Source organism: Pseudomonas lijiangensis, from assembly GCF_018968705.1.
GTDB lineage: Bacteria > Pseudomonadota > Gammaproteobacteria > Pseudomonadales > Pseudomonadaceae > Aquipseudomonas > Aquipseudomonas lijiangensis.
On the sequence record NZ_CP076668.1, the window covers coordinates 4,366,676 to 4,393,008 of the forward strand.

Genomic DNA, 26,333 nt, shown 5'->3' on the forward strand with positions numbered 1-26,333 from the left:
AGGCCCCTCCCACAAGTGACAGTTATGACTTAACTGATCAGCTCACGGCACAAACGGCGGCGCCTCGTTGATTTCGATGATCAGCGGGCGGTCATTCGGGGCTTGGCGTAGCAGGGTTTTCAGGTGGGTATGGTCGCGGGCGCGTTCTGCGGCGCAGCCGAAACCTCGGGCCAGGGTGATGAAGTCCGGGGTGTAGATGTCCACGCCCAGCGGCGTGATGTCACGACGTTCCATGTAGCGCTTGATCTCGCCATATCCCTGGTTGTTCCACAACAGCACGATGATCGCGATTCCCGCTTCCACGGCGCTGGCCAGTTCCGGCAGGGTGAACTGGATGCCGCCATCCCCCATCAAGCTGATGACCGTTCGTTCAGGCTCTGCCAGTTTTGCGCCCAGGGCAGCAGGCAGGCCGTAGCCCAGCGTGCCGTAGCCGGTGGACGCGTTGAACCAGCGGCGCGGGCTGTCCAGTTCGACCAGATGATTGCCGCTGTATACGGTCTGGGTCGAATCACCGACAAAACGCGCATCGGGCAACACCTCCAGCACGCACTCGAACAGCCGCCGGTAATGCGCCCAGCCGCTGAAGTCTTCGCTCAATTGTTCGCGCACCGCTGCCGCCCGTTTTGCCCCAGGGCTGTCGGCGCTTGCCGCACGAACGGGCAACTCGGCCAACAAAGCGCGCATCGCCTGACGGGCATCGCTGAGGATGGCCAGGCTCGGCGCATGGTTGCGGGTCAGTTGTTCGGCATCGATATCGATACGGATCAACTCGCCGCCCATCCGGAAATTACCATCGAACACCACGTCATAATCGGTTTCACCCAATTCAGTGCCAATCGCCAATACCACATCAGCCTCCAGCGCCAGTTGCCGCACCGGCACCAGCGATTGGTTGCTGCCCAGCAATAACGGATGATCCCCCGGCAACAGGCCTTTGGCATTGATGGTCAGGGCCGTGGGCGCGTCGAGACGTGCAGCCAGCTCACGGGCCTCGTCCATGGCCGCGACGCAACCGCCGCCCAGCAGCAAGAGCGGGCGCTTGGCAGCGCGCAAGCGTTCTGCCGCTTGATGAATGGCCGCCAGATCCGGCGACGGTCGAGCGATGACCTGACGAGGCATCAGCGCCAGGTGGTCGGCAGACGCGGTGATGATATCCAGCGGCAACTCGATGTGTACCGGCCTCGGGCGCTGGCTGTCGAACACTGCAAAAGCACGGAGCAGCACCGCGGGCAGTTCATCAACGCTCATCAGTGTATGACTGAAAGCACTGACCCCGGCGACCATCGCACGCTGGTTCGGCAGTTCATGCAGATAACCGTTGCCCTGCCCCAGCCGCGCCCGCTCGTTGACACTGGAAATCACCAGCATCGGAATCGAGTCGGCGTAGGCCTGACCCATGGCGGTGAGTATATTGGTCATCCCTGGCCCGGTAATGATGAAACAGACACCCGGCTTGCCGCTGACCCGCGCATAGCCGTCCGCCATGAAACCCGCGCCCTGCTCATGACGCGGCGTGACATGGCGAATGCCGCTGCCCGGCAGGCCGCGATACAGCTCGATGGTGTGTACGCCAGGAATGCCGAATACCGTATCGACACCCCAGGCCTGCAATTGCTTTACGAGGAATTCGCCACAGGTACTCATGCAGTCACCTCCTGCTCCAGACCAATGAAGCGGCGTACACGCGGATCACCTTCACTGCGGATCGATGCAGGCGAAGCGTCGGTCACTACATGGCCGTTTTCCATGAATACGATACGGTCGGAAATCGACAGTGCAAAATCCATTTCATGGGTCACGATCAACATGGTCATGCCTTCCCCGGCCAGACCACGAATCACATTGAGCACCTCGCCCACCAGCTCCGGGTCCAACGCCGAAGTGGGTTCATCGAACAGCATGATGTCCGGCTCCATGGCCAGAGCACGAGCAATCGCCACCCGTTGTTGCTGACCGCCGGACAACTGATGCGGGTACTTGTCGGCATGAGCCAGCAGTCCGACCCGATCCAGCAGCGCATGCCCCTTGCGACGCAACTCGGCGGAACCGGCCAGCCCGTGATAACGCGGCGCGAGGATGACGTTGTCGAGAATGGTGCGATGCGGGAACAGGTTGAAGTTCTGGAACACCATGCCAATGCGCCGGATGCCCTGGCGGATGACCGGTGCATCGTCACGCTTGCCAGCCTTGATGAAGTCATTGCCGAACAGCACGATCTCGCCACGATCAATGCTTTCCAGGCTGTTGATGGTGCGGATCAGCGACGTCTTGCCCGAGCCGGACGGGCCGATGATGGAAATCACCTCACCGGGTTTGACCGCAAGGTCGATGCCCTTGAGGACTTCGTGATTGCCATAGCGCTTATGGATGTCGCGCAACAACAAGGCATCGGGTTGTCCGGGCGCTGACTCGTTACGTTTCTTGCCGGCACTCGCCGGTTGGCGCAAGGCCTGAGCCTGGGTGTCATCGAGGGTCCGGGCGTTCTTGCGTGACAGGTCCAGATGACGCTCGGCCCACTGCAGCAGCCAGCCGAACAGCGTGACGATCAACACGTAATAAATGGCCACGGCTGCCAGGGTTTCCAGCACCAGGAAGTTCTGCGCATAGAGGCGCTGGCCGACCAGCAGCAACTCGCTCAGGGAAATCACCGACACCAGCGAAGTGAGCTTGACGATGGTCACGTATTCGTTGGTCAGCGTCGGCAAGGAAATACGAATGGCCTGGGGAATGATCACCAGCCGCTGCGCGCCAACCCCGCGAATGCCCAGCGCCTTGGCGGCTTCCCGCTGGCCCTTGAGCACCGACAGCAAGCCGCCGCGATGGATCTCGGCCATATAGGCGGTTTCGGTCAGCACCAGGGCGATAAGCCCGGAATAGAACGGCTGCGACAGCACGCTGCCGGTCACGGGAAACAGTTGCGGCAGGTTGTAGACGAACACCAGCAGCACCAGTAACGGGATGCTGCGAAACAGCCAGATATACAGACTCGCCGGCATGCGCAACCAGGCATGAACGGACAGTTTGGCGCTGGCCAGCAGAAAGCCCAGCACCAGACCGATAAACCAGGACAGAGTGCTCAACTGAACCACGGTAAGGCAGGCTTTCCAGAAGGCGGAGACAGAAAACAGCGAGAAGAAATAGGCCCAATCGAATGCCATGATGACCTCGGTGAATCAGGTGAATACAAAGACGCAGAACGGAAGTGGGAGGCAGCTTGCTGGCGACTGCCACTGAAGTCGCCAGCAAGCTGCCTCCCACAGGGCCAGTGAAGCCGACATATCGATGTCGTCTGGCCCGGTAGAAACAGGCGTGTTACGCCGGATCCAGGTTGTACTTCTTGAGCAACTGGGTGTACTCGTCGCTCTTCTTGTAGGTTTCAACCGCGCTGCGCATTTTTTCCAGCAGCTCGGTGTTGCCCTTCTTCACGTAAACGCCCAGGGTCTGGGCATACAGCGACTTCTGCGAACTGATAACGATGCGGCCACGGGCCTTGTCGATGATCATCTGTGCGGCAGCGGAGATTTCCAGGTGGGCCTGGATATTGCCGGACATCAGCGCCTGGGACGCTTCAGCCGTGGTCGGGAATTCGCTGATCAGGATCTCGCCCTTGTTCTGCTTGGCGCAGTAATCGCTGGACACCGCCTTGAGCTGGTTGATCCAGTTGGTGCCCTGCTGCAGACCGACTTTCAGGCCGCACAAATCTTCAGGCTGCTGCGGTTTGGCGGTGCTGTCGCTGCGCACCATGATCGCTGCGCCCACCTGCGCGTAAGGAATGGCTTCCGCCTGTTTGGTGCGCTCCTCGGTGATGTACATGCCCGAAATGATGGTGTCGAAGCGGTTGGCATTCAGGCCCAGAATCAGGTTCGGGAAGCGTGTGTCGACGAACTCGACCTTCAGGCCACCGATCTGCTTGGCCAGCGCGGCGGACACTTCGGGGTCGAAGCCCACAACCTTGTCGCCGTCATAGGACTCGAACGGCGGATAGGAGATTTCCATACCGACCTTGAGCGTGCCGGGCGTGGCAGTCGGTGCCGCCTGGGCGCTGCCCGCGAACAACAGAGACAGGCCGAGCACAGAAGTGGCAAGACGCGAAAGCGTGGAGTTTTGCATAGTCGTCATTCCAGGTTGAGGGAAAAGGCAGATCACAAAGTCACGCTCTGGTTTTTCAGGTGCCCGAAGCTTGAAGGCTTTCTGGCGCGTTCCGGCAAGGCAATCTGCCCACTGGCCACGCGCTGGCGAAGGTATTGATACGTCTGCAAGGCCTGGGCCCACATGTGCTCACCAATGGCGATGGGCTCATAACTCTGTTCAGCAGCCGCGAACTGCGGTAACGGTTTGATAAGGGTGTGGTAGTCGCAGGCATAGAACAGCGGGAACGAATAGCGCTCCTGCCTGACCTTGCGCACTCGATGGGCCGTGGCGACAAAAGCACCGGCGGTCATCACTTCCAGCATGTCGCCGATGTTCACCACAAAGGCATCGCCCAACGGTGGTGCGTCGATCCACTCGCCCTGCTCGTTCATCACCTCCAGGCCCGGCTGATCAGCCTTGAGAATGGTGAAGCACTCGTAATCGGTGTGAGCGCCAATGCCCGGAGCATCCTGCGCTTCGCCGTCGTAGGGGTAATGGATCAGGCGCAGCTTCGAGGGCGGGAAACAGGCCATGTCATCAAAGGCATGCTCATCCAGCCCGAGGGCCAGGGCAAAGCCGCGAAACAACTGATGCCCCAACGCGAACACGGCCTTGTAATACGCCTGCACCGACGCCTGAAAACCCGGCAGGCTCGGCCAGTCATTGGGCCCCAGCAGCGGCGTACCGGCGAGCACCAGCGGGTTGTCGGCGGGGACTTCAAAACCGATATCGAAGGCTTCCTTGTGATCCGGCTTGCCGGTGCCATACACCTCTTCGCCTTCAGGCACGAAACCCTTGTGGCTCTGGGACGTACCGATGTAATGACGCATCTTGGCGTCCAGCGGCTGGGCGAAATACTGCTCGGCGGCGCGGTGCAGGTTGTCGACCAACTCGGGGGCGATGCCATGGCCGGTGATGTAGAGAAACCCCACATGCCGGGCCGCTTCGCCAAGGGCCTGAGCCACGGCCTGGCGGTCCTCCAGGCGCTCGCTGAACAGGCCGTGAATATCGACCACGGGAATCCGGGTGAAAGCTGAACGTTCACTCATGGCTGCTGGTTCTCTGGACGGTTGGAAAAGGCATTGAAATGGTCGCGCTCGGTGCGGCCCATCCAGGCATTGAGGCCCCACAGATCGGCCACCGGCACATCGGTGAAAGGCAGATGATGCAGATAACCATCGGGACCGAACTCGGGCGTCAGGGTGGTCCCGGTAAAACCGCGGGCCTGCTGCGAACGCCAGATCGCTTCCCAATGCTGCTGATGAAACGCCAGCGCCGCAGCGTATTCCGGTGCCGCCGGGTGCGGCACCTGCGGGCCCTGGTCGTAACCCACCCGTGCCTGAATGTGATGCACGCGCTCGACAAAGGCACTCAAATCATCGGCCGGGTCGTTCAGCAGCCGCTCGCAGGTCACCACCCAATGGCTGATATCGCTGGTGAAACGCAGGTCCGGCACTTGCTCGATCAGTTGCAGGGTCAGCCACGGATTGAACAGCGAACGCGCCCGATGCGTCTCGAAACTGCACATCAAACCGCTGCGCGCCCCAATCTCCAGCGCCTCGCCAAAAAAGTCCACCTGCTGCGCCAGCGGCCAGCGGTCGTTACCGGCCAGCACGTTGACAAAGCGCGGCTCCAGCTCGGCGGCCAGCTGCAACTTGTGCCTGAAATCCGCCAGATGCTCAGCCGGGGTAGCCGACTGCAAAGGCAGCACCGGCGTGGAGGTGAACAGAATCGCGATATAGGGCACCCGGTTGTCACGCAAGAACGCCGCAAACGCCGCCCGCTCGGCAGGCTGCTCGGGGATACGCGCCTCGAAGCCATCGAAACCGGCGACATGCGCCTCATCCAGCGCCTGCTGCCAGGTGCCGCGATAGCCCCACAAGGTACGAAAGATTTCCAGCTTCATGGGCTGCTCCAGCGCCTGTCACGGTTGGTCAGTAGAGTTAATGCCGATCAGCTGAGGCCCACAAAGTCATTCATGACCCTCGGCGTTACCGACGCACCACACCCGGCAACACACACAGCATTTCGTACAACAGATTGGCCCCCAGCAACGAGGTATTGCCGGTGGTGTCATAAGGCGGCGACACCTCCACCAGATCGCAGCCAATCAGATCCAGCCCCTGGCACCCGCGAATGATCTCCAGCGCCTGAATCGTGGTCAGTCCGCCGACTTCCGGCGTGCCGGTGCCCGGCGCCCAGGCCGGATCGATGCCGTCGATATCGAACGACAGGTACACCGGCCCGCCGCCCACCTTCTCGCGCACTTCGGCCATCAGCGGCGTCAGCGACTGGTGCCAGCACTCCTCGGCCTGCACCACACGAAAACCCTGCTTGCGACTCCAGTTGAAATCCTCGGCGGTATAACCCTGCGCACGCAGGCCGATCTGCACCACGCGGTCACTGTCCAGCAGGCCCTCTTCCTGAGCGCGGCGGAACGTGGTGCCGTGGGCGATCTTCTCGCCGAACATGTGATCGTTGACGTCGGCATGGGCATCGATATGCACCAGCCCGACCTTGCCGTGCTTCTTGTGAATGGCGCGCAAAATCGGCAGCGTCAGGGTGTGGTCGCCGCCTAGGGTCAGCGGGACGATGCCGTGCCCGAGAATCCGGTCGTAGGCCTCTTCGATGATCCGCACCGCATCGAGCAGGTTGAAGGTATTGATTGCCACATCGCCAATGTCTGCCACGTTCAACGAATCGAACGGCGCTGCGCCCGTGGCCATGTTGTAAGGACGGATCATCACCGACTCGGCCCGAATCTCCCGCGGCCCGAAACGGGTACCGGAACGCAGCGACGTCCCGATATCCAGCGGAATACCCACAAACGCGGCATCCAGACGCTCAAGCTCTTCAGGGGCCTGCACATGAGGCAAGCGCAGCATCGTGGCGATACCACCGAAACGGGGCATCTCATTGCCGCCCAGGGGCTGGTGGAAAGTCTTGTCCACGGGAGGCCTCACCTTGTTCACATTGAAAGTGGGGCCATTCTGGAGAGCCGCGCCAACCGGACAAATCGCTGCCAGCAAATAATTACTTCAGAGATTTCTAAACTATCGCCAGATACATACACTGGCACACCAGCACGACTCACCCCTGTGGGAGGCAGCTTGCTGGCGACAGCCATCCACAGGAGCCCCCATGTCCTCAGCCCTGCCCGACCTGAAACTGCTGCGCATCTTCGCCAGCGTGGTACGCCATCAGGGCTTTGCTGCCGCCCAACAGGAACTCAACCTCTCCACCTCCGCCATCAGCACTTACATGAGCCAGCTCGAAACCCAGCTCGGCCTGATCCTGTGCCACCGAGGCCGCGGCGGCTTCAGCCTCACCAGCAAAGGCGACCTCTTCCACCAGGAAACCTTGCGCCTGCTGGCCGAACTCGAAGGCTTCGAGCGCTACAGTGCCGCCCTCAAAGGCGAACTGCGCGGCACCCTCAACCTCGGCGTGCTCGACACCACCGTCAGCGACCCGGCCCTGCCCCTGGCCGACGTCATCGGCGCCTACAGCAAAGAACACCCCGCCGTACACCTGCACCTCTCGGTACTCAGCCCCGCGCAACTGCAACTGGGCCTACAGGAAAACCGCATCGACCTCGCCATCGGCGCCTTCTCCATCCGCATGAACGGCCTCATGTACCAAGGCCTGTACCGCGAACAACACTGGCTCTACTGCAGCGACCGCCACGAACTCTTCGACCAGCGCCGCATCCCCGCCGAAGTCATCACCCGCCAGCGCATGGTCGGCCGCGGCTACTGGAGCCAGGCCGAACTCGCCCGCCACGGCTTCAAACACAGTGCAGCGACAGTCGAGTCGATGGAGGCGCAGTTGATACTCGTGCTGTCCGGCGCATACATCGGCTACTTGCCGGAGCACTACGCGCAATTCTGGGTGGATCAGAAACGCCTCAAAGTGTTGCTGCCAACGACCTTCGGCTATCAGGCCCCGTTTTCGTTGGCGTTGAGACGCGGGAGATCGAAGGAGCCGCTGATAAAGAGCTTTCGGGATCGGTTGAAGGGGTGTTTTGAGGAATAACGAACTCATCTCCCGTGGGAGGGGGCTTGCCCGCGACAACGGAAATCCAGGCAACAAATTCCTCACTCAAAATCCCGCAGCAGCCAGCACACCAGAATTAATCAGCGCTTTTGATACACCTCTAACGTCTCAAGCTAGCCGCGGCTGCCAAAGCACATGTCATTTCGCCTGAAACTCGCCTTAAGACTGGCTTTCATTGGGGTAGAGTCAAAACATCAACACACGCTTCGCAGTGACCAGAGCGGCTGATCCACAACCCCAAACAGACCTTGGTTACCGGACAGGACTTAGGCTGTAATTGACGCACCAACTGGTGGATACGCAGCATCAGCGCCGTCCTCGCACCCTCATGCGGGGGAGACAGGTCGAAGAGCTCCTTGCGCCTCAGGGATTTCTACCAAATCAGATGATTTTTTGCTCGAAAGGGCTCTCAGCTACGCCAGACGATTTTTTCTTCAAGCTGGTATTATGTTATCTGTTTTGAACATGAAAATAGCACATACTGTACATCCATACAGAGGGCTACAGAGGTATCACCTTGGATTCGATCGAAATTTGCGCCGGTGCAGGTGGTCAAGCTTTAGGCCTTGAACAAGCGGGCTTTGACCATCTCAATTTGGTGGAAATAGAACCGTCGGCATGCGCAACCCTCCAGTTAAATCGCCCTAACTGGGTTGTTAAAGAATGTGATGTTAGGGAATACAGTGCTATTGCTTTTCATGGTATCGATTTGCTAGCAGGCGGAGTGCCATGTCCTCCATTTTCCAAGGCAGGAAAGCAGCTAGGGGATGCAGATGAGCGTGATTTGTTTCCAGATGCCTTGCGACTTGTTGACGAGTGTCGGCCAAGAGCCGTAATGCTGGAAAATGTCAAAGGATTACTGGATCCAAAATTTGCAGAGTATCGTCAAAAAATCGTTGAAGAGCTTAAAAAGCACGGCTACTTTGCTGAGTGGAAGTTGTTAAACGCTAAAGATTATGGTGTTCCACAACTTCGTCCAAGGGCTATTTTGATAGCACTTCAACCAGACTTAATAGATTTTTTTGAATGGCCAACACCACATCCAGAAGCAGCACCGACAGTAGGAGAGGCACTCTATGATCTTATGGCTCTACATGGATGGAAAGATGTAGACCATTGGAAAGAGCTAGCTTGTCAAATTGCGCCAACTCTGGTGGGAGGAAGCAAAAAGCACGGTGGTCCAGATCTGGGACCAACAAGAGCTAAAAAAGCATGGGCGACTCTTGGCGTTAATGGTATGGGAATTGCCAACTCTGAGCCCGAAATGGATTTCGTAGGCTTTCCAAAACTCACCGTCAGAATGGCGGCACGAATTCAAGGCTTTCCAGATAGTTGGCAATTCAGCGGAAAAAAAACCGCTTCATATAGGCAAGTTGGAAACGCATTCCCACCACCAGTTGCTCGTGCTATAGGAGAGCAAATAAATCTTGCACTTACAGCATCAGCAAAATCAAAACTCAAACGAGCTTAATAAAATATTCACTATAACAAGTATAAATTTTAAATATTCTACGCCCTAATATAGCCCTCATAAAGAATCACAGGGGGCTTTACATAAAAGATACTCCTTCCTGTTACGAACAGCCAAGATCACCAAACCAAAAGTCTACCTCATTAGGCTGCTAATATCCTTTAACAGCCAACCAGCAAATCTTGCATTCCTCCTAGCATGGCCTCATGATATCAAAAAAATCATGAGGGCAGTACCTTGACAGAACAGACTTTTTTTGAGCCTGATGTTGCACTTGAATCCGTTGCTGACTTTCTCATAAAGAAAAAGGATCTACACAAGGTTATCTCGCAAGGGCTTCGTCAATCTTTTGACGAAGTAATAGATGGAGCACGCACCGGTAGATACAGCATCGCACAACTAGAAAAAACAGAAAAAACTTATATAGGAACAAAAGTAGAAATAATTATAAGAGACAAACTATCGCTTGAACGAGGCCGTATTCTAGATAATCTAATATGTAACTATGAAGTTGACACAAAATTCTCACTAACCGGCAACTGGATGATTCCAAGAGAAGCGATAGGTCATCTATGCATTCTTGTAAGTGGCAGTGATGATAGTGAGAAATTTAGCATGGGGTTACTAAGAATGACTCCAGAAAACCTCACAGCTGGCTCAAATCAAGACGGGAAAAAAAGTGTTTCATCGGCTGGGAAAAACAGAATCTTTTGGTTAATCAATAATGCACCAATGATTCCAAACTTTCTAATGAAACTCCCTCCAGAAATACGCCAATCAATCATGTCCAAAGAAAGTGGCGTACAAAGAATAAGGGCGTTATTTACCAACGTAACAAGCCAAATAATTCCTCGAACAGCCATAGAGCAAGTCGCACAACAAAAAGATCCTCTTAAACGAGCAAGAGAGGCAAAGGATATTCTTGCACCAGAAGGATATAAAGTACTGTGTGCAACTTACGATGTAGATCGGCAACACTTTATCAACAATGGGTTCACAAACTTTAAGGAAGGTGATTGGCTTTCACTAAAGACTCAACATTAAAGCCGACAACCAAAACACTGCACTTACTGCGCCCGAACATGTTACCAGAGCATGGCAAGAAGCTAGCCGCAGCCCACTCTTGAGAAAATAAGCCAACACAACCGCAGCAATACATCAGATAGAAATCTGGTGTATTGCACCCTGGCCCTAACAAACAAAATAAACACCAACTACCACCACCAAACAACCAAAATACTGGCCAACTTTTCAAACATAGAATATTAAAAGGAAATATTAATAATTAAAAACTTAAAACTTAAAACTTAAAACTTAAAACTTAAAAACTCAGCCTGAGAAAGCCACATAACACCCCCGCATTCAAATCAAAAGGTACAACATATAATTTCATTCCTGCCGAATACTCAAATTTTGCCAACTCCTCCTGAAACCCTTCCCGCTTCGGATAAATCAACACCAAATCCCCCTGCCCACCAAGATATTTATGGCCATACGCAAAAAGCTGATAAAAATCCTCCTGGCTCAGCCCATAATTTTTAACTCCAGGTCCAGTATCCAAACACTTCCATTTAGTATCCAAAACCCAGCGTTTATCCCCTTGAGTGATCATCAGGTCAGGCCGGAGCTGAAAGACTTTCCTACCTTTATGCTCGCAGAGGTATTCGTTTTTGACCTCAATATCCAAGGTTGCGTCCGATGGCAGAGAATCCCGCAAGCATGCTGCGACGTAACGCTCGAATAGCTTTTCCATTGGGAACAGCAAGCTCATGCCTTTCCATTCACCCAAAATCGCCAAAGGTGTCTGTTGCTGAATGATCAGCTCGCACCAAGGTTTGACCGGTTGGTAATGGGCCATAAGCCGGTCGTTTCGCCATTGTTTGAAGTCGGCAATGGTGTCGCGGCTAGGTGAGACTTCCAGCAGCATTGATCGCAATTCATGGGATAAGCGCCAATTGCTAGGGTCTTGAGTGGTTTTGCAGACGATATCCAATGCCGTTTTGAGAAGACGATTCTCAGGGCGATCAGGGAGGAAGATATCGTGACGAATCTGGAAGTGGTGTTGTCGCCCAGGCGGCTGGCGCATTTGTCGTGCAGTGTTGAGTTGGCCGCGTAGATAGCGTTGTTCTTCTTCAACCCGTTGGTAGTCGAAACGCAGGCCACGCTTGATCAAATGGTCGAGCGTTTCGAGAAAGCTACCCATCACCCATTCAGTCAGTGGTGCATCAAAACGTTGCAGTGCGGTGACGCCAACCTCACGGGTGGGAAGATTCAATGACTTTTGAATCATGCGTCGGAGCAATGCACGGCTCTGCTGAATGCAGTCACCTTTATCAAAATGCTTAGGAAGAATTTCGATGCGAGTGCCACAAGGGGTTTCCAAAACGCCCACATAGTTATCGAGCTTGAGCCAACGACGATCCTCGATCTGGACCAGTGCTGCGCCGACTTTGCTGAACTTTGAGCTCTGCTCGCATAACCAATCGAAAGCCGAAGCTGAAACTTGCGCCCTATCAAGGCTTGGGTTCAGGACATGACTCGTTGTGAGTCGGGCATACTCACGAACTGTAAGGGTGGTTTTCACCTTTTTCTCTCATCGAGAGCTTTGATGACTCTTCTGCCCAGATGACGCGTATTGAGTTTTGAGCCAGAACCGAACTCAACAGAAATATTGTATTTTTCTGCGAATTCCCGCAGCACTGGCAAAACTGGACTAACACGAACACCTTCACGAAGAACCACGATCGAACCACTGGCTAAAAGCTGCACGGTGACCCCATCTTCACTGGCTTCCTTTACCACCAGCGGCTGCGATATTTGAGAGGTATGGTCGATAATTCCAAGATAAGCCTCAACCAGCCCAAATGCCTCAACGTTCAGCTCCCAACCCTCGTTACTCTGGTTGATCGCAACCGAATCTCCAAATAAAGCACTAAGGTCTTGATTAGGCTGAAGGAGAAAACGATTTTCGACGGCCTTACGTTGGTCATTCAAAACCCATTGAATTCTCTGCCAATCCTCAAAGAAGTACTCTTGAAGCAGCGGGAGAATTTGCTGCCGGAATATATCCTCCAAGCGCTCCAACGTGGGTTCAGATTTGAGGGGCATGAAGTATGCGTGACCGAGGCAATGGTCCCGATCAAGCAATACTGCGATTCGCTGGTTCATAACGTCTAGGAGTCTGTCGATAGCGATGCCTTCAACCATGACGTTATGAAGTAATTCAGGATTCGGCGGGACTTCGGTGAAGGTGAAGCGTCGACGAAGAGCGATGTCCAAAGCAGCCAGCGAACGGTCAGCGGTGTTCATGGTGCCAATCAGATAGACGTTATCAGGAACACTGAAACGCTTTTTCGAGTAGGGCAAGGTGACCTCTAGCGCTTCAGACGCACCAGCACGCTTAGATGGCTCGATAAGCGTAATCAGTTCGCCAAAGATGCGAGAGATATTGCCGCGATTGATCTCGTCAATGATGAGGACTTTAGCGCTGTTGCTTGAGGTAGAACCCGGTTCAAAAGAAAGCTGGTCAGCGTCGTGACCTGCAGCGTCCACAATATGAGCAACCAAAGAGGGAATCAGGTTTTTATAACCATTGACTAAGAAAGGTTCGAGTGTCGAACCAACTGCTTTCTTGTCCCATTCGCCATTTCGAAGATCATCCACCGTAAACGTGCCCGCTTTGACGTGGTCAGCAAGGTCGTTAAGCAGGCTCATGCCAATCGGCAGGTACTTACCCTGAGGCTTTTCAAGCTCAACAACATCCACTGTCGAACGAAGGACTTTGTAGCCCGTGCCGTACTTATCCCCGATCTTGAAAGGTCCAGGAGCATCCAACTGCTGTGAACACAGTCTCTTGAAAATACCCGGCACTACCGCATAGCGCAGTTGACCATAATCATCACTTTCAGCTCGCAAACCTTCCACAAAGTCTTCGTAGCTGAAGCTTTGGTGAAACGTCACAAAATGAACGTCCCCTGACTCAGCGAGCTCATCAAATCGTTTTTTCAACGCACTGCGCTGGCCTTGATGAGCAGCCAAGTAAGCAGGATCAAGAATCTCCAACGTCGCCTCAATGGTCGCGTAGGTTTTCCCCGTTCCGGGTGGGCCGAAGAAAATCTGGTTGAGCGAAGGCATTGCTGAACATCCATGTAGGAAAATTCCCTCAACAGTATCTAGATTGCCAGCATGGGTAAAGTCGGGCTTGTGTTGCTGATGACAGAGGTGCTGCTCTTCTGACGAATACGCCATCGAAACGTCTGACAAAAACGCTAGCCCTCCTCTGATATCGGCAGCACAGCAATGCCCGTATCGTTCACGCCGGTGCCTAAGAAACACCCAACGTAAAGTCGTCACCCCAAGCAAAAGCTGAGTTTCATGCTGCTCGAAGGAGCAGGTGATTCTCTAGCTATCGGGTTGGCTAGTTGGGGTTTCTTGCCCCACCTCTACGTTGGTCCGAAACATTTCAGCTAACCGGTAGAGGCCAATAATGCTAAACGAATCACAAACAGTCAGTAATCCAAAGCGCCATATAGAAACCTTCCACCCCACCACCTTCCTCCGCTACAACCGCCAACTCCGCGCCCTCCTCCTTGAAACCCAGGCCTGGTTCTCTGCCCGTGACCTGAGCAAGCTCATTGCCTGGCCGCTCAACGAGCGCACCACGAGCAAGCTTGATGCGGACCAGCGCCGCACGCTCTGGCTGGAGAGTCATGGGCGGACTGAGGAGGCGTTGATGATCAGTGAGTCGGGGTTGTATGCGTTGCTGGTTCATCACCATCATCCCGAGCATCGCAGCTTGCGGCACTGGATTACCAATGAGGTGGTCGCGGCGTTGCGGGATGCGCAGGAGCCGCCGGTGGAGAGTATGCCGAGTCTGAGTCTGCTGCAGTGGCCGGGGATGTCGTTGAGCATGTTGCACTGGCAGAACGAGCCGTGGATCCGGTTGCGGGATGTGCCGCAGGTGTTGCCGTGGCCTGGGCCGGGGTTTGAGGAGCCTGCGGGGCGGTTGGGTGGGTCGTGGTTTCAGGGGGCTGCGAGGTTTTTTTCGGGGGCGTCATGAAGTGACGCCGGTAGCCGGTTGATTGCATGGTCCGTTCATTATCATGGATGAACGGACCACGGCCCTCCCTATTGCACTTATATGCATGGACGAACTCAATCTCGGAATAGTCCTACATACTCATTAAAAACCCACCAATAAACTGGCTAGCCATTTATCAGGTTGATCGTTATATGGCTAACCACGGTTACATGACCATCCAGGGGAAGATCCAGGGTTCTATCTCTGCTGGTTGTTCCAGTGAGGAATCCATTGGCAAAAAATGCCAGATGGGGCATCGGGATGAAATCATGGTGCTGTCCTTTGCTCATCATATGAGTAATGTCGGAAACATACGGCACGCTACCCATCGCCCGGTTGTCATCGTCAAGAATGTTGATAAATCCTCACCTTTGCTGGCTCAAGCCTTGGCCAATCGAGAGCCTGTTGACTGCATCATCGACTTCTATCGTACGTCCTCCAATGGCCTTCAGGAGAAGTTTTATACGGTAGAAATAAAAGACGGGCTTATTTGCGACTTAATGCTGGATATACCGCACTCTATCTTGCAGAGCGGCGCAGAAGCTCAAGAGCATATGTCCATTCGTTACAGCGAAATCATCTGGACTCACCACTTGGCAAGAACCCGCGGCAGCGCTTTCTGGAGCGGGGAGTAAACCGTTGAGTACAAAGGAAACCTCAAAGAATCATGAGCTTTGGGAAGTCAGTCAGGCCGCAACACTTTTAGCAGGACAAGCCTGCACCGTAGCGGCGCGGCATATCAACGACGGCATACTCCGGCTTCAATTCAATCGGGAAGTGGCTTATTACGCCAGGAGCATTGTCAGGGATGTGGAACAGGGAAACAAAACTTCTGAGCAAGGCTTGAAGGCAATAGAGGATGAGCAGAAAAGCTTGCTTAGCCAGTCTTTTGAAATTGGCCAAAAAGGAATCGGCGTAATCGCGGGTGGATTTCAGGTAGCAGGAGGCGCGGGGGTTTGTTATGTATCAATGGGTGCGTTATGTTTATTCTTCGGATTTCCACTGATGGCTCATGGGACGAATAACGTTTACGAAAACGGGCGTAATCTCGTAACGGGACGTTCTGATACAGAGGGCCCCTTACGCAAGGGATATCAGAAACTTGCAAGAATCAGCGGGTATGATGACTGCATAGGGAATGTAGGTTACGGATTAAGTGACTTGATGCTTTCTGGCTACGGTCTTGGAAGATTAGTATTAAAGCCTGACTCATGGCGACTTTTCAAATATATCCACACAGACTACATAAGGGCTTACCAAATAACCCCACCCAAAGTCTTTGCCATTGAAAGAATAGCAGACAGCATTACACTAGAAAGTACAATAGAACAGTGGAAGTGCAAGAAATGATTGAGCTGCTTATCTATCCAGCATTTTTAATCTGCTCCCTATTACTTTACGCACTTTCACTCTTGGCTAAATATTATTTTTCGGGGAAAAATTTCTCATCTTTAAAATTTTGGCTTGTCATGGCATACAACATTACTTTAGGGAACCTACATTTTAAATTTGTAGCATTCAGCACCCTCCCCTTCGTCGGGGTGATAGACAACTCTATTCTTGGCTGGCTGTCCTATTTATTTGCTTTTGCTCATGCCTTTACATTGCCATCACCAAAAGAGAAAAACTCAAATCCCAACATAATAAAATGACGCCCCATACATGAAAGAATAATAATGAATGAAGCTATTATACTCACATCATTCACGCTACTCACCCTTGCAGCTTATGCGCTTTCGTTGTGGGCCAGCATCACCTTTTCCGGAAACGACTACTCCCCCACCAAAAACTGGATTTTAACCGTCTACAACGCTGTTATTATTTTTATACACATGTCTTTCATCATGACCAGCACACTTCCCTTTGTAGGAAAGCAAGATAACTCCATCTTTGGCTGGCTTTCTTTTGCCATGCTCTTTTCACACGCTTTTACCCACATCACACCACAGGCACATCGGATCAGGATCGTAAGAAAAAAACCATATAAACTGCATTAATCATCTATCCATTCCACCTCCTTTCATATGGACAACGCTATCCTTACTTAGCATCCATACTCATGAGCCTTGCATTTTATTTGCCTTCACTTTGAGAACAATCTGCGTTCTCTGGAAAAACTTCTAAAGGATAAAGCTCTGGGCAATCATGGCATAAAACATTTTCTTCACTTTTCTTCATATGCGCTTTATAGAAAAAGGAAAGCTCCCTTTTTACGGTACTCAAGACAACTCAACACTGTCAGCGTTGAAGATCATTACTTGTGAATCAGAGTTATTTTTTCGCGAATGAATTCGCTCCTACGGGGTAGGCTGGCATTTATATTCAGGCGCTGAAAATGTGTTGCCCTCAAGCAGGTCGTCGCGGCCAAGGCCCCTCCCACAAGTGACAGGTGTGACCTGACTGATCGGCATTACCCTGTAAAGAGTCTGGTATCTGGTTAATCAGTGGCGGCTGGGGTGTTGCTGTCGCGGGCAAGCGCGCTCCTGCATGGTTCTGCGTCTGGTCGGTATTCCGTTCACGCAGTGGTGAACGGAATACCGTTGCTGCTATCGGTTGAAACGCTCCGCAAGACTGTGCAGGTATTCGGCCATTTCTTCCAGCTCTTTGCTGATCTGTGAGCCTTGTTGGGCCTGGCCGGCGCTCTGGTCGCAGAGTTGGGCGATGCGGGTGATTTGCTGGCTGATATTTTCTGCCACGTGGGTCTGTTCTTCCGAGGCGGAGGCCATTTGTTGGCTCATGCCGGTAATCCGGGTGACGGACTGGCTGATGCCGTCGAGGGCCTTTTGTACGGCTTCGACGCTGGCGACGCTTTCCTGGGAGATCTGTTCGCCCTTGCTGGCGGTTTGTACGGCCCGGTCGGCACCGTCGCGCAGGGAGGTGATGATTTGCTGGATCTGCTCGGTCGAGGACTGGGTGCGAGAAGCCAGCGAGCGAACTTCATCGGCGACCACGGCAAAACCGCGACCCTGTTCGCCAGCACGGGCGGCTTCGATGGCGGCGTTGAGGGCCAGCAGGTTGGTTTGCTGGGCGATGGCGGTGATCACGTCCACGACGCTGCCGATGGATTGGGTGGCGCTGGCCAGGTCACCAACGGCGGTGCCGATTTCGGTCACCGAGTTGGCCATGTGACGAATCGCCAGCAGGCTGTCATCGGCCAGGTTGCGACCTTCCTGTGCCAGTTTGTCGGCCTCTGCGGCGGCATGGGCTGTGCTCTGGACGTTGTGGGTGACTTCCTGAATGGTCGCCGCCATCTGGTTGATGGCCGTCGCCGACTGGTCGGTTTCACTGCGCTGCTGATCGAGGGAGCGCGCCTGCTGAAGCGACAACTGCGCCGACTGCCCGGCGTGCTTTCTGACGCTTTCGCCAGTGTCCACCAATCGGGTCAAGGCGGTTTGCAGGCGGGCTTCTTCGCTGAGCAAGGCCAGGTCGAGTTGCGCCTGAGGGCCGCGGTTGTCGCTGTAGGTCAGGGCCACCAGGGCGCTGGTAAAGGCCTTGGGGTGAGCGTCGAGGGTTTTCTGGATGCTGCTCCGCTGACGGACTTCCAGGTAACCACCCAAGGCGACCAATACCACCAGGATCATGGCGAAGGATGCATTGTCGTCCAGCAGGTACACGCCCACCATCAAGGCCAGTGCACAGAGCACCATCGGCAGTTGCCGCAGCAGGTGATACCGGGCGCTGCTCGCTTGGGAAACGGCGGATTTGCCGGCACGCAGCCGCGCATAGAGGGCTTCGGCACGGCGTACCTGATCGCGGGACGGGAGCGAGCGCACCGACTCATAGCCGACAATGCGACCGTTTTCGTATACGGCGGTCACATAGGCGCTGACCCAGTAGAAGTCGCCCTGCTTGGAGCGGTTCTTGACCACGCCCATCCAGGGTTTGCCCTGTTTGATGGTCTCCCACATATGGGCGAAGACCGAAGCGGGCATGTCGGGGTGACGAACCAGATTATGTGGCTGGCCGATAAGCTCTTCACGGGTGAAGCCGCTGAGCTCCACGAAGGCGTCGTTGCAGTAGGTGATACGGCTATCGAGATCAGTGGTAGAAATCAAACGCTCAGAAGCGGGAAAGGTTCTCTCGTTCTGGGTGACAGGCATGTTTACACGCATCTAGAAGACCTCTCCCTGATAAAATCTTCACAAATACCGGGTACCTTGGAAGGTTTAGCACAGTCTTCAAAAGTGACAACCGGAATCGCATTGGCATATATATCGACCCTCTCGTGGGGGTCGTTAATGAGTGTTTTGCAGTTTTTTCAATCGCTTGCTGCATCCATGGCTTTATAGGGCTTTGCAAGCGTGAACAAGTAGAAGCTTGGGCGTGCGAAAGAGTCACTACTTGCCTGCTCCGTTTGTTTGCACACCTCCTGCGTCATTGTTTAGCCGCACTGGCAGTGCCGCTTGCCCGCACGCTTGAGAGGCCAAAAATCCTTTGCGTCATCTCCGTGTTCTCTGCACCATGAGCGTCCATTTCCAAGCGAATCGCCCCGGCAACGCCATGTCACGCAAACCCTCTTCACGCCTTGAAGCCCTTGTCCATATGGCTTCGAAGCTACCCGGCTGGCTGAGCAAGCCCCTGATTTCGTGGCTGGCCAGGCGCAAACCCCGCGACGTGCCAGAATCCCCTGCGACTGCAAAACCTCATGTGCAGCAACCCGTTGAGCCGGTGGAAAAAACACCCACTGCTCCGGTTATTGCAGTACGTGAATCTGTTAAAAAACCAGCGCCTCCCAAGCCGGTCATAGAGCCTGTAGCGCCCAAATGCCCGCACTGTAAAAAGACCATGATCATGAAAGTAGCCCGTACCGGTGGTAATGCCGGTGGAGACTTCTGGGGATGTAAGGATTATCCAAAGTGCCGGGGAATGCGGGGTATATTCAGGACATCATGAATACGCTCCACCTTTAACTTTGTGTATGTTTTTAAACAGCTTTTTAAACTTTCAGCCATTGATCAACGAGGACATCCCATGCAGTCGTTCAGCCTTAAAGCCGTGATGTTGTGCGTTGCATTGGCCAGTTGCCAAGGCATTGTGAGTGCTCAGGCAGCGACAAAGCCCACTGCCGAAAAGCAGGCTGCTGCCAGCCAGAAAGCTTCGCTGCTCGATGGCAAGCTGGCGTTCACTCTGCCAGCCGGTTACGTGAAGGGCGAGATGCCTGAGATCGATGCGAAGGCCATTACGCAAGGCGTGAGTGGCGCGCTTTACACCAATCAGGCGCAGAAGCGGGTGTTGATCGTCACGGAAACCCCGATCCCGATGGATATGCAGGCCAGCGATAACGACCGTCTGGTGCTGGATGGCTTGGTGGCCGGGACATTGACCCAGCAGCGTTCCAGTTACAAGGATTTCAAGGAGCTGGGCGAGAAGACGATCGTCAAGAAGAACGGCCTGGGCGTTCGCCAGATCGATGCCTCTGCGACCATGAGCGGCGCGAAGGTGTTGAGCACGACCGTGGTGGCCGCTTCCGGGAGCCGGTCGGCGATTCTGAATGTGATTTCCAATGCGAAGAATGCGGCGGAGCATGAGCAGATGGTGAAGACGGTTGTGGGGCAGTAGGAGTTTTAAGCTACAAGCTGCAAGCTTTAAGCGGTAAGTCAAAAGCTTGCGGCTTGTAACTTGCCGCTTGCAGCTATTTCCTACACCCGCAGGGATTGCGCAAGCAGCTCGATCAACGCCTGCACTTTGGGCAATGCCTCTCGGCTGCGGGGCCAGGCGAGGTGCAGGGGCAGGCCTTCGGTGCTGAGGTGCGGGAGGATTTCTACCAGTTCGCCGCGCTGCAGTTGGTCTTCAATCAGCCAGGTTGCCAGTTGGGCGATGCCGCAGGCTGAGGTCGCGGCGGCCACCAGTGCTTCGCCGTTGCCCACCACGATGCGGCCTTCGATGGCGCGGGTTTCGGGTTGGCCCTGGGCATCGACAAACAGCCATGGGCTGGTGCTGCCATCGCCTCTGCCGAACTGGATGCAGTCATGCCCGGCCAGTTCTTCGGCGCTGTGGGGGGTGCCGTGGCGTTTGAGGTAGGCCGGCGCGGCGCAGAAGATCACTCGCTCGGTGCCCAGACAACGATGCCCCACGCCCGCTGGCCAGACGTTCGGCCCGCCAATGCGCACCGCCAGGTCGATGCCCTCTTCCAGCAGGTCGACGAAGCGATCCGTGAACGTGACGCGAGGGCGCAATCTGGGGTGCTGCTCGGCAAATTTCAGAATCAGAGGCAGCACGTTCAGTCGCCCGAATGTGGCTGGCAGGTCGATGCGTAATTGCCCTGCCGGTTCGGAGCGTTGCGCCAGCAGTGCGGTTTCCGCCTCTTCCAGTTCCGCAAGAATGCGCAGACAGACGCCGTGATAGGCAACGCCCTCCTCCGTCAACGCCAGGGTGCGGGTGGTGCGCTCGAACAGGCGCATGCCCAGGCGGCTCTCCAGTCGGGCCACGCTTTTGCTGACGGCAGAATTGGTCAGGTTCAGACGCTCGGCAGCGGCGGTAAAGCTGCCTGCATTGGCAACGGCGACAAAGGTGGTGATGCCTTTGAGTCGATCGGGAGAGAACACGCTGAGCTTCCAATTGTGGAAATAATTTCAATAGTGCCTCGAAAAACCGCCAAAGATAAGAACTCTTTTCCGTAATAAAATGACACACTCCTTGAATTCCGGTTGGGTGTCATGTCGTATTCAGAATCTGCTTCCAGTGCCGCTGCCAGCGGCGAACGTTCCACGGGCACGGGTGTGTCCATTGCCATTCTGGCGCTTGCGGGCTTTGTGATTGTCACCACCGAGTTTCTGATTATCGGCCTGTTGCCTGCTCTGGCGCGGGATCTGGGTATTTCGATCTCGGTGGCGGGCTTGTTGGTCACGCTGTTTGCCTTCACGGTGATGCTCTTCGGCCCGCCGCTGACGGCGATGCTTTCGCACCTGGACCGCAAACGCACGTTCATCGCGATTCTGCTGATCTTTGCCGCTTCCAATGCCCTGGCAGCGGTGTCGAGCACTATCTGGGTGCTGGCCGTCGCTCGTTTCATCCCGGCGCTGGCGTTGCCTGTGTTCTGGGGAACGGCCAGTGAAACCGCCAGTCTGCTGGCAGGCCCCAAAAACGCTGGCAAGGCCGTGGCGCAGGTTTATCTGGGGATTTCCGCCGCCATGCTGCTGGGTATTCCGTTGGGCACGGTGTTTGCCGATGCCGTGGGCTGGCGCGGTGCGTTCTGGGCGCTGACGGTGCTTTCCGGGTTGATGGCCTTGCTGCTGGCACTGTCGATGCCGCACCTGGCGCCTACCGAGAAGGTCGGCCTGGCCCAACAGGCCAGAATCCTGCGCGACCGGTATTTCATGATGAACCTGCTGCTGTCGATTCTGCTGTTCACGGCGATGTTCGCGGCCTACACCTATCTGGCCGACACGCTTGAGCGTATCGCCCACGTGGCGCCAGCTCAGGTCGGGTGGTGGTTGATGGGCTTTGGTGCCGTGGGTTTGATCGGTAATGGCCTGGGTGGACGTTATGTCGATCGCAGCCCGCTGGGCTCGACCATGGTGTTTGCCTTGCTGCTGGCGCTGGGCATGAGTGCCAGTGTGCCGATGGCCGGTTCATTGCCATTGCTGGCGGTGGTGCTGATGGTGTGGGGCATCGCGCACACGGCGCTGTTCCCGATCTGCCAGATCCGAGTGATGAAGGCCGCCCCTCAGGCCCAGGCGCTGGCTGGCACCTTGAATGTGTCGGCAGCCAATGCCGGGATCGGGCTGGGCTCGATCATCGGCGGCGCGACCATCGAGCATCTCGGGCTTGAATCGGTGGGTCATGTGGCAGCCGGGGTTGCGGTGCTTGCCATTGCGGTGGCGTGGTTGACGCTGCTTCAGGGGCGTCGGGCAAAGGGCTGAGGCTTGTTCGCGAATGAATTCGCTCCCACAGAAGTGGTTATGGCCAAGTAGGAGTGAATTTATTCACGAAAAGGCCAGCAGTGATATGTCGTTTTCACCGCTTGTTCGCGAATAAATTCCCACACAAATCACAATCAGAATTGGTTTATGGCGGGGTAGGAGTGAATTCATTCACGAAAAGGCGACAGCAATATGTCGTTTCTACCCTAATTTGAGAATTACGGGCAAAAGGCTCTTCCCATGGTGCCGCCATCAGGGGAAACTCTTGCCCTTCGGTCAAACACAAGGGTTGCTGGCCGGGTCTTACAACAGTCCGGTAAGCGCTATGAGCACACGACAAGGCAAAGGTCTTTCATTTGCCAAGAGAATTTATGCACCACGCACCCTCGGCGTGGGCATAGGTTTCTTCACTGTGATCGTGTCGCTGTACCAATTGAACGCTGCGCAGTGGTTATGGTGGCTGGCACTGGCCAATGCCTTTATCTGGCCGCACATCGCGTATCAACTCGCAAAACGCTCACCTCAGCCCTACAAGACGGAATGGCGCAACCTGCTGACCGATTCCCTTGCGGGCGGTTTCTGGGTCGGTGCGATGGGGTTCAGTCTGCTGCCCAGCGTCACGGTGCTGGCGATGATGGCCATGCACAATATTTCGGCATGTGGCCCGCGGCTGATGCTTCAGGGGTTTGTGGCGCAGTTACTGGGGGCGATACTTGCGCTGGTGCTGGTGTCACCGGTGATCAATACCGAAAGCACCACGATGCAGATCTACGCCTGCCTGCCGGTGCTGCTGATTTACCCGATTTTCATTGGCTGGATGAGCCATCAGCTTGCACTCAAGCTGTGGGAACACCGCAATGTCCTGAGCGAGCTCAGCCGCACCGACAGCCTGACAGGCCTCATCAATCACGGTTCCTGGAAAGACCTGCTCGAAGCCCAGTTCATCAGGAGCCGCAAGCAAGAGCTGCCCTGCGCCATCGCGCTGATCGACATCGATCATTTCAAGTCCATCAATGACACCTATGGCCACATCATGGGCGACACGGCGCTCAAGAACATCAGCGAAGCATTGTCTGAAAACCTGCGCGATACCGACCTGGCAGGCCGTTATGGCGGCGATGAGTTCTGCATCATCCTGCCTGCCACCGGCGCCAGACAGGCCAGCGAGATCCTTGAGCGCCTGCGCAGAGTGGTCAAGGAAAACATCGATACCTTGCTTCCTGACCTCAATATCAGCCTGAGCATCGGCATTGCGGCCTATCAGCCGCATATCACGGATGCCGCCATGTGGCTGAACGAGGCGGACAAGGCACTCTACATGGCCAAGGCCAATGGCCGTAACCGGGTGGTCAGCATTCAGGATCAGTCACCGGACCTGATGCGCCTGACAGTACAAAGCTGACACCCCGGCATTGGCCGCTCAGTGAGAATTCCCCGCCAGCCCGCACAGGTTTTCCAGCAGCCATTCGGGGGTGCGGGTTTCCAGAATCACGCTCAGTGGCTGAGTCAGGTTGAGCTTGCCGTAAATGCCCTCCTCATGATCGAGATGACGCTGCTGGACCGCCCGATAGTTGATCGGGTAGATGCTCTGTTCGACGGGCAGCAGGCCATCGAAATGCTCCAACAGACCGTGGAAAACAATCCGCCGCTCGACCGTGTCACGGGTGGTGGCAATGAGCTTGGCGAAATACTCGCTGTCGCGCTGGCGCAGCGCCTCGCCTGCGGCATAGCGCTCGGCCTGGGTATAAGGCGCCGCTTCGTCATAGACGACGCAGCACAGAAACTCCCGGGACATGCCAGTGAAAGGGTTCTGCTCAACCTGTCGCCGACGGTAGCGCCCAAGGATGAAACGCACGGTCTTTTCTGCCAGCAACTGGTGCTCGCGATCATTGATCTCATAGAGGTCTTCAAAGACCGTGGCCTGCCTGCCCAACAGCGGCACTTCCCGGGAAAACCTGGCGAACAGTCCTCTGGGGCCCAGCAGGTTGGCCTGCTGCTCACTGAGTTGCGCCATGGACAGGGCTGACTGCCTGGCCGCAAGGTGTTGAAAGTCCATCAGGACAGTGATGCCTGACGCATGAGGGTCCAGCCGCATCGGTGGGTGGGGCTGGTCCTCATTCTGAATAAAACAGACCGTCATGGAATAACTCCTTTTTATTGTTTGCTCTTTCGTTGTGCCCAAGTGTTCAAAGCCGGTGTTGGTCGTCTTTGCGCACACGTGAAGGAGCGCCGAAGTTCAGTTGCTGGTTCCGCGCTCAAGTTTCATCCGGCAAAGTAAAGCCACGACAGTCTCCCCAACTGTCATGCCCTGACTTCAAGGCCGCCGGACACTTTATTTTTGATTGAATAAACCGAACGCAGCCAGCGGCCTGATCACACTAACCCGCCACATTCCGTATAAAACGAATTATGTGCAGTCTGCCTCGTTGCACAACCCGACAGATGTAGGGGGTTGTGCGTTTCTTCTTGTCATCAGCCGGGCCACGTAACGTGCAATAAGCTCGGTACGGGTCTTCACCTGCCCTTTTCTGAGCAGCGAGGAAACGTGATCGCGTACGGTATAGCCGCTGATACAGAGCTGCTGTGCTATTTCCTTGTTGGTGCAGCCTTGCAATAGCAGCCCCAACACCTCTCGTTCTCTGATTGTCACCCACATGTTGTTTCTCCTTGTGATTAGCTTGCCTACACAAAAACTGTAGGAAGTGTCTTACGCGCACCGTCCGTGGCATCAGTAACAAATCGGCACACTGGCAAATTCATCTGGAACTATTTCTAACACCGCGCGCCGTACAAAAAATAAATAAAACCCAAATAAAGGAAACCGCTCAAAAACTTTAACTTCAAAGAAAATTCCTACACTACTGCCAGAACACTCCCAACTAAATCATTTAAAACCCCCATAGAGAAAACGTTCCACCCGGAATTTCACTACTGGGTAAATAGAGTTAACGGCATGAGTAACGGATTGCATGCAGGAAGCGAAAGATAAACTTGCCCAATGAGAATTACAATCAGTTGTTACAATTGGATCCACTGACTGACACATATTCAAACACACGTCACAACAATGTATGTCACACCCCCTCAACCCGTCTGCCAACGGAGCAGACGGGTTGAATATTCAGGGTTTGAGGTCGAACAGCGCCTTGCCGCTCTGCATGTCGAAAGGTGCGGAAAAGTGCTCATGGATAGCTTTCCAGCCTTCGGCAGTCATCAGGTAGCCGGCGCTGGCCCTCATCCATGAGCCTTTCATCTCGCCGCTTTCATCGGCGGCGCCGCAATGATTCAGCCAATGGGCAAAGGCCACATCGCCATCGGCATGGATGGTGAGGTCCTGCATTTCAAACAGCATGGGGCCCTGGCACATGCCCAGGCAGTGTTGCCAGTGCTCGCGATAGGCTTCGATGCCTTTGAACTGCAACTGAATGATCGCATCGTAAGCGACCACTTGCGGGTGGTAATAAGCGGTGATTGCGTCCAGGTCCTTGTTGCGCACAGCCATGGCCCATCTTTGCAGCGATGCCTGAATCTGCTCTCTGGCATTGTCGTCATAGGTGCTCATGAAAACGCTCCTGGCCGTTGTCGGCCCGGTTTCGTCAGATGCGGCACGTGCAGGCTGTTGCAGGTTCAAGGTCTTGGCACAACCGACACATGCTGCAGGAATATGGGTCTCCGCCTGTAGGGCTTCTGGTGGAATGCCCGGTTTCTTCAGGTAGAAACCCGCCCGTTGCTCCCG

Annotated in this window: 24 protein-coding genes and 1 pseudogene; 11 read left to right on the forward strand and 14 right to left on the reverse strand. The window is 55.0% G+C overall.

Going from position 1 to position 26,333, the window contains the following annotated elements; genetic code table 11:
* Positions 1 to 42: 42 nt before the first annotated feature.
* The 6 genes from KQP88_RS18175 to speB all read right to left on the reverse strand — a co-directional run bounded on the left by KQP88_RS18175 (position 43) and on the right by speB (position 7,082).
* Complete coding sequence (locus tag KQP88_RS18175) at positions 43 to 1,644, reverse strand: 5-guanidino-2-oxopentanoate decarboxylase (protein WP_216703813.1); 1,602 nt, start codon at positions 1,642 to 1,644, stop codon at positions 43 to 45.
* The gene (locus KQP88_RS18180; RefSeq protein WP_216703814.1) at positions 1,641 to 3,158 is read right to left on the reverse strand and encodes an amino acid ABC transporter permease/ATP-binding protein; all 1,518 of its coding nucleotides are present in this window, start codon (positions 3,156 to 3,158) and stop codon (positions 1,641 to 1,643) included. Before KQP88_RS18180 ends, KQP88_RS18175 begins: the two co-directional genes overlap by 4 nt.
* Positions 3,159 to 3,312: 154 nt before the next feature.
* Positions 3,313 to 4,110, reverse strand: a complete 798-nt coding sequence (locus KQP88_RS18185; protein WP_200992666.1) for a transporter substrate-binding domain-containing protein — start codon at positions 4,108 to 4,110, stop codon at positions 3,313 to 3,315.
* 32 nt (positions 4,111 to 4,142) lie between these two features.
* Positions 4,143 to 5,180, reverse strand: a complete 1,038-nt coding sequence (locus KQP88_RS18190) for an isopenicillin N synthase family dioxygenase (RefSeq protein WP_200986155.1) — start codon at positions 5,178 to 5,180, stop codon at positions 4,143 to 4,145.
* On the reverse strand, positions 5,177 to 6,037 hold the full coding sequence (locus KQP88_RS18195; RefSeq protein ID WP_216703815.1) for a sugar phosphate isomerase/epimerase family protein: 861 nt from the start codon (positions 6,035 to 6,037) through the stop codon (positions 5,177 to 5,179). The genes KQP88_RS18190 and KQP88_RS18195 overlap by 4 nt, the downstream gene beginning before the upstream one ends.
* A gap of 85 nt (positions 6,038 to 6,122) precedes the next feature.
* Complete coding sequence (gene speB, locus KQP88_RS18200; protein WP_216703816.1) at positions 6,123 to 7,082, reverse strand: agmatinase; 960 nt, start codon at positions 7,080 to 7,082, stop codon at positions 6,123 to 6,125.
* A 190-nt stretch (positions 7,083 to 7,272) separates the two neighbouring features.
* Here speB and KQP88_RS18205 point away from each other — a divergent pair, with 190 nt between their 5' ends.
* From KQP88_RS18205 to KQP88_RS18215, 3 genes are all read left to right on the forward strand, one after another.
* On the forward strand, positions 7,273 to 8,163 hold the full coding sequence (locus KQP88_RS18205; protein ID WP_216703817.1) for a LysR family transcriptional regulator: 891 nt from the start codon (positions 7,273 to 7,275) through the stop codon (positions 8,161 to 8,163).
* A gap of 538 nt (positions 8,164 to 8,701) precedes the next feature.
* Positions 8,702 to 9,655 carry a DNA cytosine methyltransferase gene (locus KQP88_RS18210; protein WP_253950500.1) on the forward strand — a complete coding sequence of 318 codons (954 nt, stop codon included), beginning with the start codon at positions 8,702 to 8,704 and terminating at the stop codon, positions 9,653 to 9,655.
* Positions 9,656 to 9,892: 237 nt separating this feature from the next.
* Complete coding sequence (locus KQP88_RS18215; protein WP_216703818.1) at positions 9,893 to 10,699, forward strand: NaeI family type II restriction endonuclease; 807 nt, start codon at positions 9,893 to 9,895, stop codon at positions 10,697 to 10,699.
* A 277-nt stretch (positions 10,700 to 10,976) separates the two neighbouring features.
* Here KQP88_RS18215 and KQP88_RS18220 read toward each other — a convergent pair whose 3' ends face one another.
* Together KQP88_RS18220 and KQP88_RS18225 are read right to left on the reverse strand one after the other, a co-directional pair.
* Complete coding sequence (locus KQP88_RS18220; RefSeq protein ID WP_216703819.1) at positions 10,977 to 12,239, reverse strand: McrC family protein; 1,263 nt, start codon at positions 12,237 to 12,239, stop codon at positions 10,977 to 10,979.
* Positions 12,236 to 13,789, reverse strand: coding sequence for an McrB family protein (locus KQP88_RS18225; protein ID WP_216703820.1), 1,554 nt, complete (start codon positions 13,787 to 13,789; stop codon positions 12,236 to 12,238). The genes KQP88_RS18220 and KQP88_RS18225 overlap by 4 nt, the downstream gene beginning before the upstream one ends.
* Positions 13,790 to 14,141: 352 nt before the next feature.
* On the opposite strand from KQP88_RS18225, the gene KQP88_RS18230 reads away from it, so the two are divergent.
* The 5 genes from KQP88_RS18230 to KQP88_RS18250 all read left to right on the forward strand — a co-directional run bounded on the left by KQP88_RS18230 (position 14,142) and on the right by KQP88_RS18250 (position 16,732).
* Positions 14,142 to 14,714: a BRO-N domain-containing protein gene (locus KQP88_RS18230; RefSeq protein ID WP_216703821.1), complete on the forward strand. Its 573-nt coding sequence runs from the start codon at positions 14,142 to 14,144 to the stop codon at positions 14,712 to 14,714.
* Positions 14,715 to 14,887: 173 nt separating this feature from the next.
* Positions 14,888 to 15,370: an Hcp family type VI secretion system effector gene (locus KQP88_RS18235; protein ID WP_216703822.1), complete on the forward strand. Its 483-nt coding sequence runs from the start codon at positions 14,888 to 14,890 to the stop codon at positions 15,368 to 15,370.
* Between the two features lie 4 nt (positions 15,371 to 15,374).
* Positions 15,375 to 16,085 (forward strand): DUF4225 domain-containing protein, encoded by a 711-nt coding sequence (locus tag KQP88_RS18240; protein ID WP_216703823.1) that lies wholly within the window; start codon positions 15,375 to 15,377, stop codon positions 16,083 to 16,085.
* Positions 16,082 to 16,387, forward strand: a complete 306-nt coding sequence (locus KQP88_RS18245) for a hypothetical protein (protein WP_216703824.1) — start codon at positions 16,082 to 16,084, stop codon at positions 16,385 to 16,387. The genes KQP88_RS18240 and KQP88_RS18245 overlap by 4 nt, the downstream gene beginning before the upstream one ends.
* 24 nt (positions 16,388 to 16,411) lie before the next feature.
* Complete coding sequence (locus tag KQP88_RS18250; protein WP_216703825.1) at positions 16,412 to 16,732, forward strand: hypothetical protein; 321 nt, start codon at positions 16,412 to 16,414, stop codon at positions 16,730 to 16,732.
* A gap of 549 nt (positions 16,733 to 17,281) precedes the next feature.
* Here the strand turns inward: KQP88_RS18250 and KQP88_RS18255 are convergent.
* Together KQP88_RS18255 and KQP88_RS25645 are read right to left on the reverse strand one after the other, a co-directional pair.
* Positions 17,282 to 18,316 carry a methyl-accepting chemotaxis protein gene (locus KQP88_RS18255; RefSeq protein ID WP_407681841.1) on the reverse strand — a complete coding sequence of 345 codons (1,035 nt, stop codon included), beginning with the start codon at positions 18,314 to 18,316 and terminating at the stop codon, positions 17,282 to 17,284.
* Positions 18,317 to 18,565: 249 nt separating this feature from the next.
* Positions 18,566 to 18,847: pseudogene (locus KQP88_RS25645) on the reverse strand (PAS domain-containing protein); the annotation flags it as partial.
* An 859-nt stretch (positions 18,848 to 19,706) separates the two neighbouring features.
* Between KQP88_RS25645 and KQP88_RS18265 the strand changes: the two are divergent.
* Positions 19,707 to 20,294, forward strand: coding sequence for a DcrB/PsbP domain-containing protein (locus tag KQP88_RS18265; RefSeq protein ID WP_216703828.1), 588 nt, complete (start codon positions 19,707 to 19,709; stop codon positions 20,292 to 20,294).
* A gap of 80 nt (positions 20,295 to 20,374) precedes the next feature.
* Here KQP88_RS18265 and KQP88_RS18270 read toward each other — a convergent pair whose 3' ends face one another.
* Positions 20,375 to 21,280, reverse strand: a complete 906-nt coding sequence (locus KQP88_RS18270) for a LysR family transcriptional regulator (RefSeq protein WP_216703829.1) — start codon at positions 21,278 to 21,280, stop codon at positions 20,375 to 20,377.
* Between the two features lie 111 nt (positions 21,281 to 21,391).
* On the opposite strand from KQP88_RS18270, the gene KQP88_RS18275 reads away from it, so the two are divergent.
* Positions 21,392 to 22,597 carry an MFS transporter gene (locus tag KQP88_RS18275; RefSeq protein ID WP_216703830.1) on the forward strand — a complete coding sequence of 402 codons (1,206 nt, stop codon included), beginning with the start codon at positions 21,392 to 21,394 and terminating at the stop codon, positions 22,595 to 22,597.
* Positions 22,598 to 22,922: 325 nt separating this feature from the next.
* Complete coding sequence (locus KQP88_RS18280; RefSeq protein ID WP_216703831.1) at positions 22,923 to 23,999, forward strand: diguanylate cyclase; 1,077 nt, start codon at positions 22,923 to 22,925, stop codon at positions 23,997 to 23,999.
* An 18-nt stretch (positions 24,000 to 24,017) separates the two neighbouring features.
* Here the strand turns inward: KQP88_RS18280 and KQP88_RS18285 are convergent, their stop codons facing one another.
* The 3 genes from KQP88_RS18285 to KQP88_RS18295 all read right to left on the reverse strand — a co-directional run bounded on the left by KQP88_RS18285 (position 24,018) and on the right by KQP88_RS18295 (position 26,159).
* Positions 24,018 to 24,737, reverse strand: a complete 720-nt coding sequence (locus KQP88_RS18285; protein WP_216703832.1) for a hypothetical protein — start codon at positions 24,735 to 24,737, stop codon at positions 24,018 to 24,020.
* A 267-nt stretch (positions 24,738 to 25,004) separates the two neighbouring features.
* Positions 25,005 to 25,253 carry a helix-turn-helix domain-containing protein gene (locus KQP88_RS18290; protein WP_200992682.1) on the reverse strand — a complete coding sequence of 83 codons (249 nt, stop codon included), beginning with the start codon at positions 25,251 to 25,253 and terminating at the stop codon, positions 25,005 to 25,007.
* Between the two features lie 465 nt (positions 25,254 to 25,718).
* Entirely contained in the window at positions 25,719 to 26,159 is a 441-nt protein-coding gene (locus KQP88_RS18295) for a YybH family protein (RefSeq protein WP_200992683.1), read from the reverse strand.
* Positions 26,160 to 26,333: the final 174 nt, after the last annotated feature.

Excerpts from the sequence above, each read along its gene's own strand:
- KQP88_RS18295 (WP_200992683.1), bottom strand. The coding sequence starts at position 26,159 with ATGAGCACCTATGACGACAATGCCAGAGAGCAGATTCAGGCATCGCTG.
- KQP88_RS18195 (WP_216703815.1), bottom strand. The coding sequence starts at position 6,037 with ATGAAGCTGGAAATCTTTCGTACCTTGTGGGGCTATCGCGGCACCTGG.
- KQP88_RS18250 (WP_216703825.1), top strand. The coding sequence starts at position 16,412 with ATGAATGAAGCTATTATACTCACATCATTCACGCTACTCACCCTTGCA.
- KQP88_RS18285 (WP_216703832.1), bottom strand. The coding sequence starts at position 24,737 with ATGACGGTCTGTTTTATTCAGAATGAGGACCAGCCCCACCCACCGATG.
- KQP88_RS18230 (WP_216703821.1), top strand. The coding sequence starts at position 14,142 with ATGCTAAACGAATCACAAACAGTCAGTAATCCAAAGCGCCATATAGAA.
- KQP88_RS18245 (WP_216703824.1), top strand. The coding sequence starts at position 16,082 with ATGATTGAGCTGCTTATCTATCCAGCATTTTTAATCTGCTCCCTATTA.
- KQP88_RS18225 (WP_216703820.1), bottom strand. The coding sequence starts at position 13,789 with ATGCCTTCGCTCAACCAGATTTTCTTCGGCCCACCCGGAACGGGGAAA.
- KQP88_RS18185 (WP_200992666.1), bottom strand. The coding sequence starts at position 4,110 with ATGCAAAACTCCACGCTTTCGCGTCTTGCCACTTCTGTGCTCGGCCTG.
- KQP88_RS18275 (WP_216703830.1), top strand. The coding sequence starts at position 21,392 with ATGTCGTATTCAGAATCTGCTTCCAGTGCCGCTGCCAGCGGCGAACGT.
- KQP88_RS18235 (WP_216703822.1), top strand. The coding sequence starts at position 14,888 with ATGGCTAACCACGGTTACATGACCATCCAGGGGAAGATCCAGGGTTCT.
- KQP88_RS18290 (WP_200992682.1), bottom strand. The coding sequence starts at position 25,253 with ATGTGGGTGACAATCAGAGAACGAGAGGTGTTGGGGCTGCTATTGCAA.
- KQP88_RS18280 (WP_216703831.1), top strand. The coding sequence starts at position 22,923 with ATGAGCACACGACAAGGCAAAGGTCTTTCATTTGCCAAGAGAATTTAT.
- KQP88_RS18255 (WP_407681841.1), bottom strand. The coding sequence starts at position 18,316 with ATGATCCTGGTGGTATTGGTCGCCTTGGGTGGTTACCTGGAAGTCCGT.
- KQP88_RS18205 (WP_216703817.1), top strand. The coding sequence starts at position 7,273 with ATGTCCTCAGCCCTGCCCGACCTGAAACTGCTGCGCATCTTCGCCAGC.
- KQP88_RS18190 (WP_200986155.1), bottom strand. The coding sequence starts at position 5,180 with ATGAGTGAACGTTCAGCTTTCACCCGGATTCCCGTGGTCGATATTCAC.
- KQP88_RS18265 (WP_216703828.1), top strand. The coding sequence starts at position 19,707 with ATGCAGTCGTTCAGCCTTAAAGCCGTGATGTTGTGCGTTGCATTGGCC.
- KQP88_RS18180 (WP_216703814.1), bottom strand. The coding sequence starts at position 3,158 with ATGGCATTCGATTGGGCCTATTTCTTCTCGCTGTTTTCTGTCTCCGCC.
- KQP88_RS18175 (WP_216703813.1), bottom strand. The coding sequence starts at position 1,644 with ATGAGTACCTGTGGCGAATTCCTCGTAAAGCAATTGCAGGCCTGGGGT.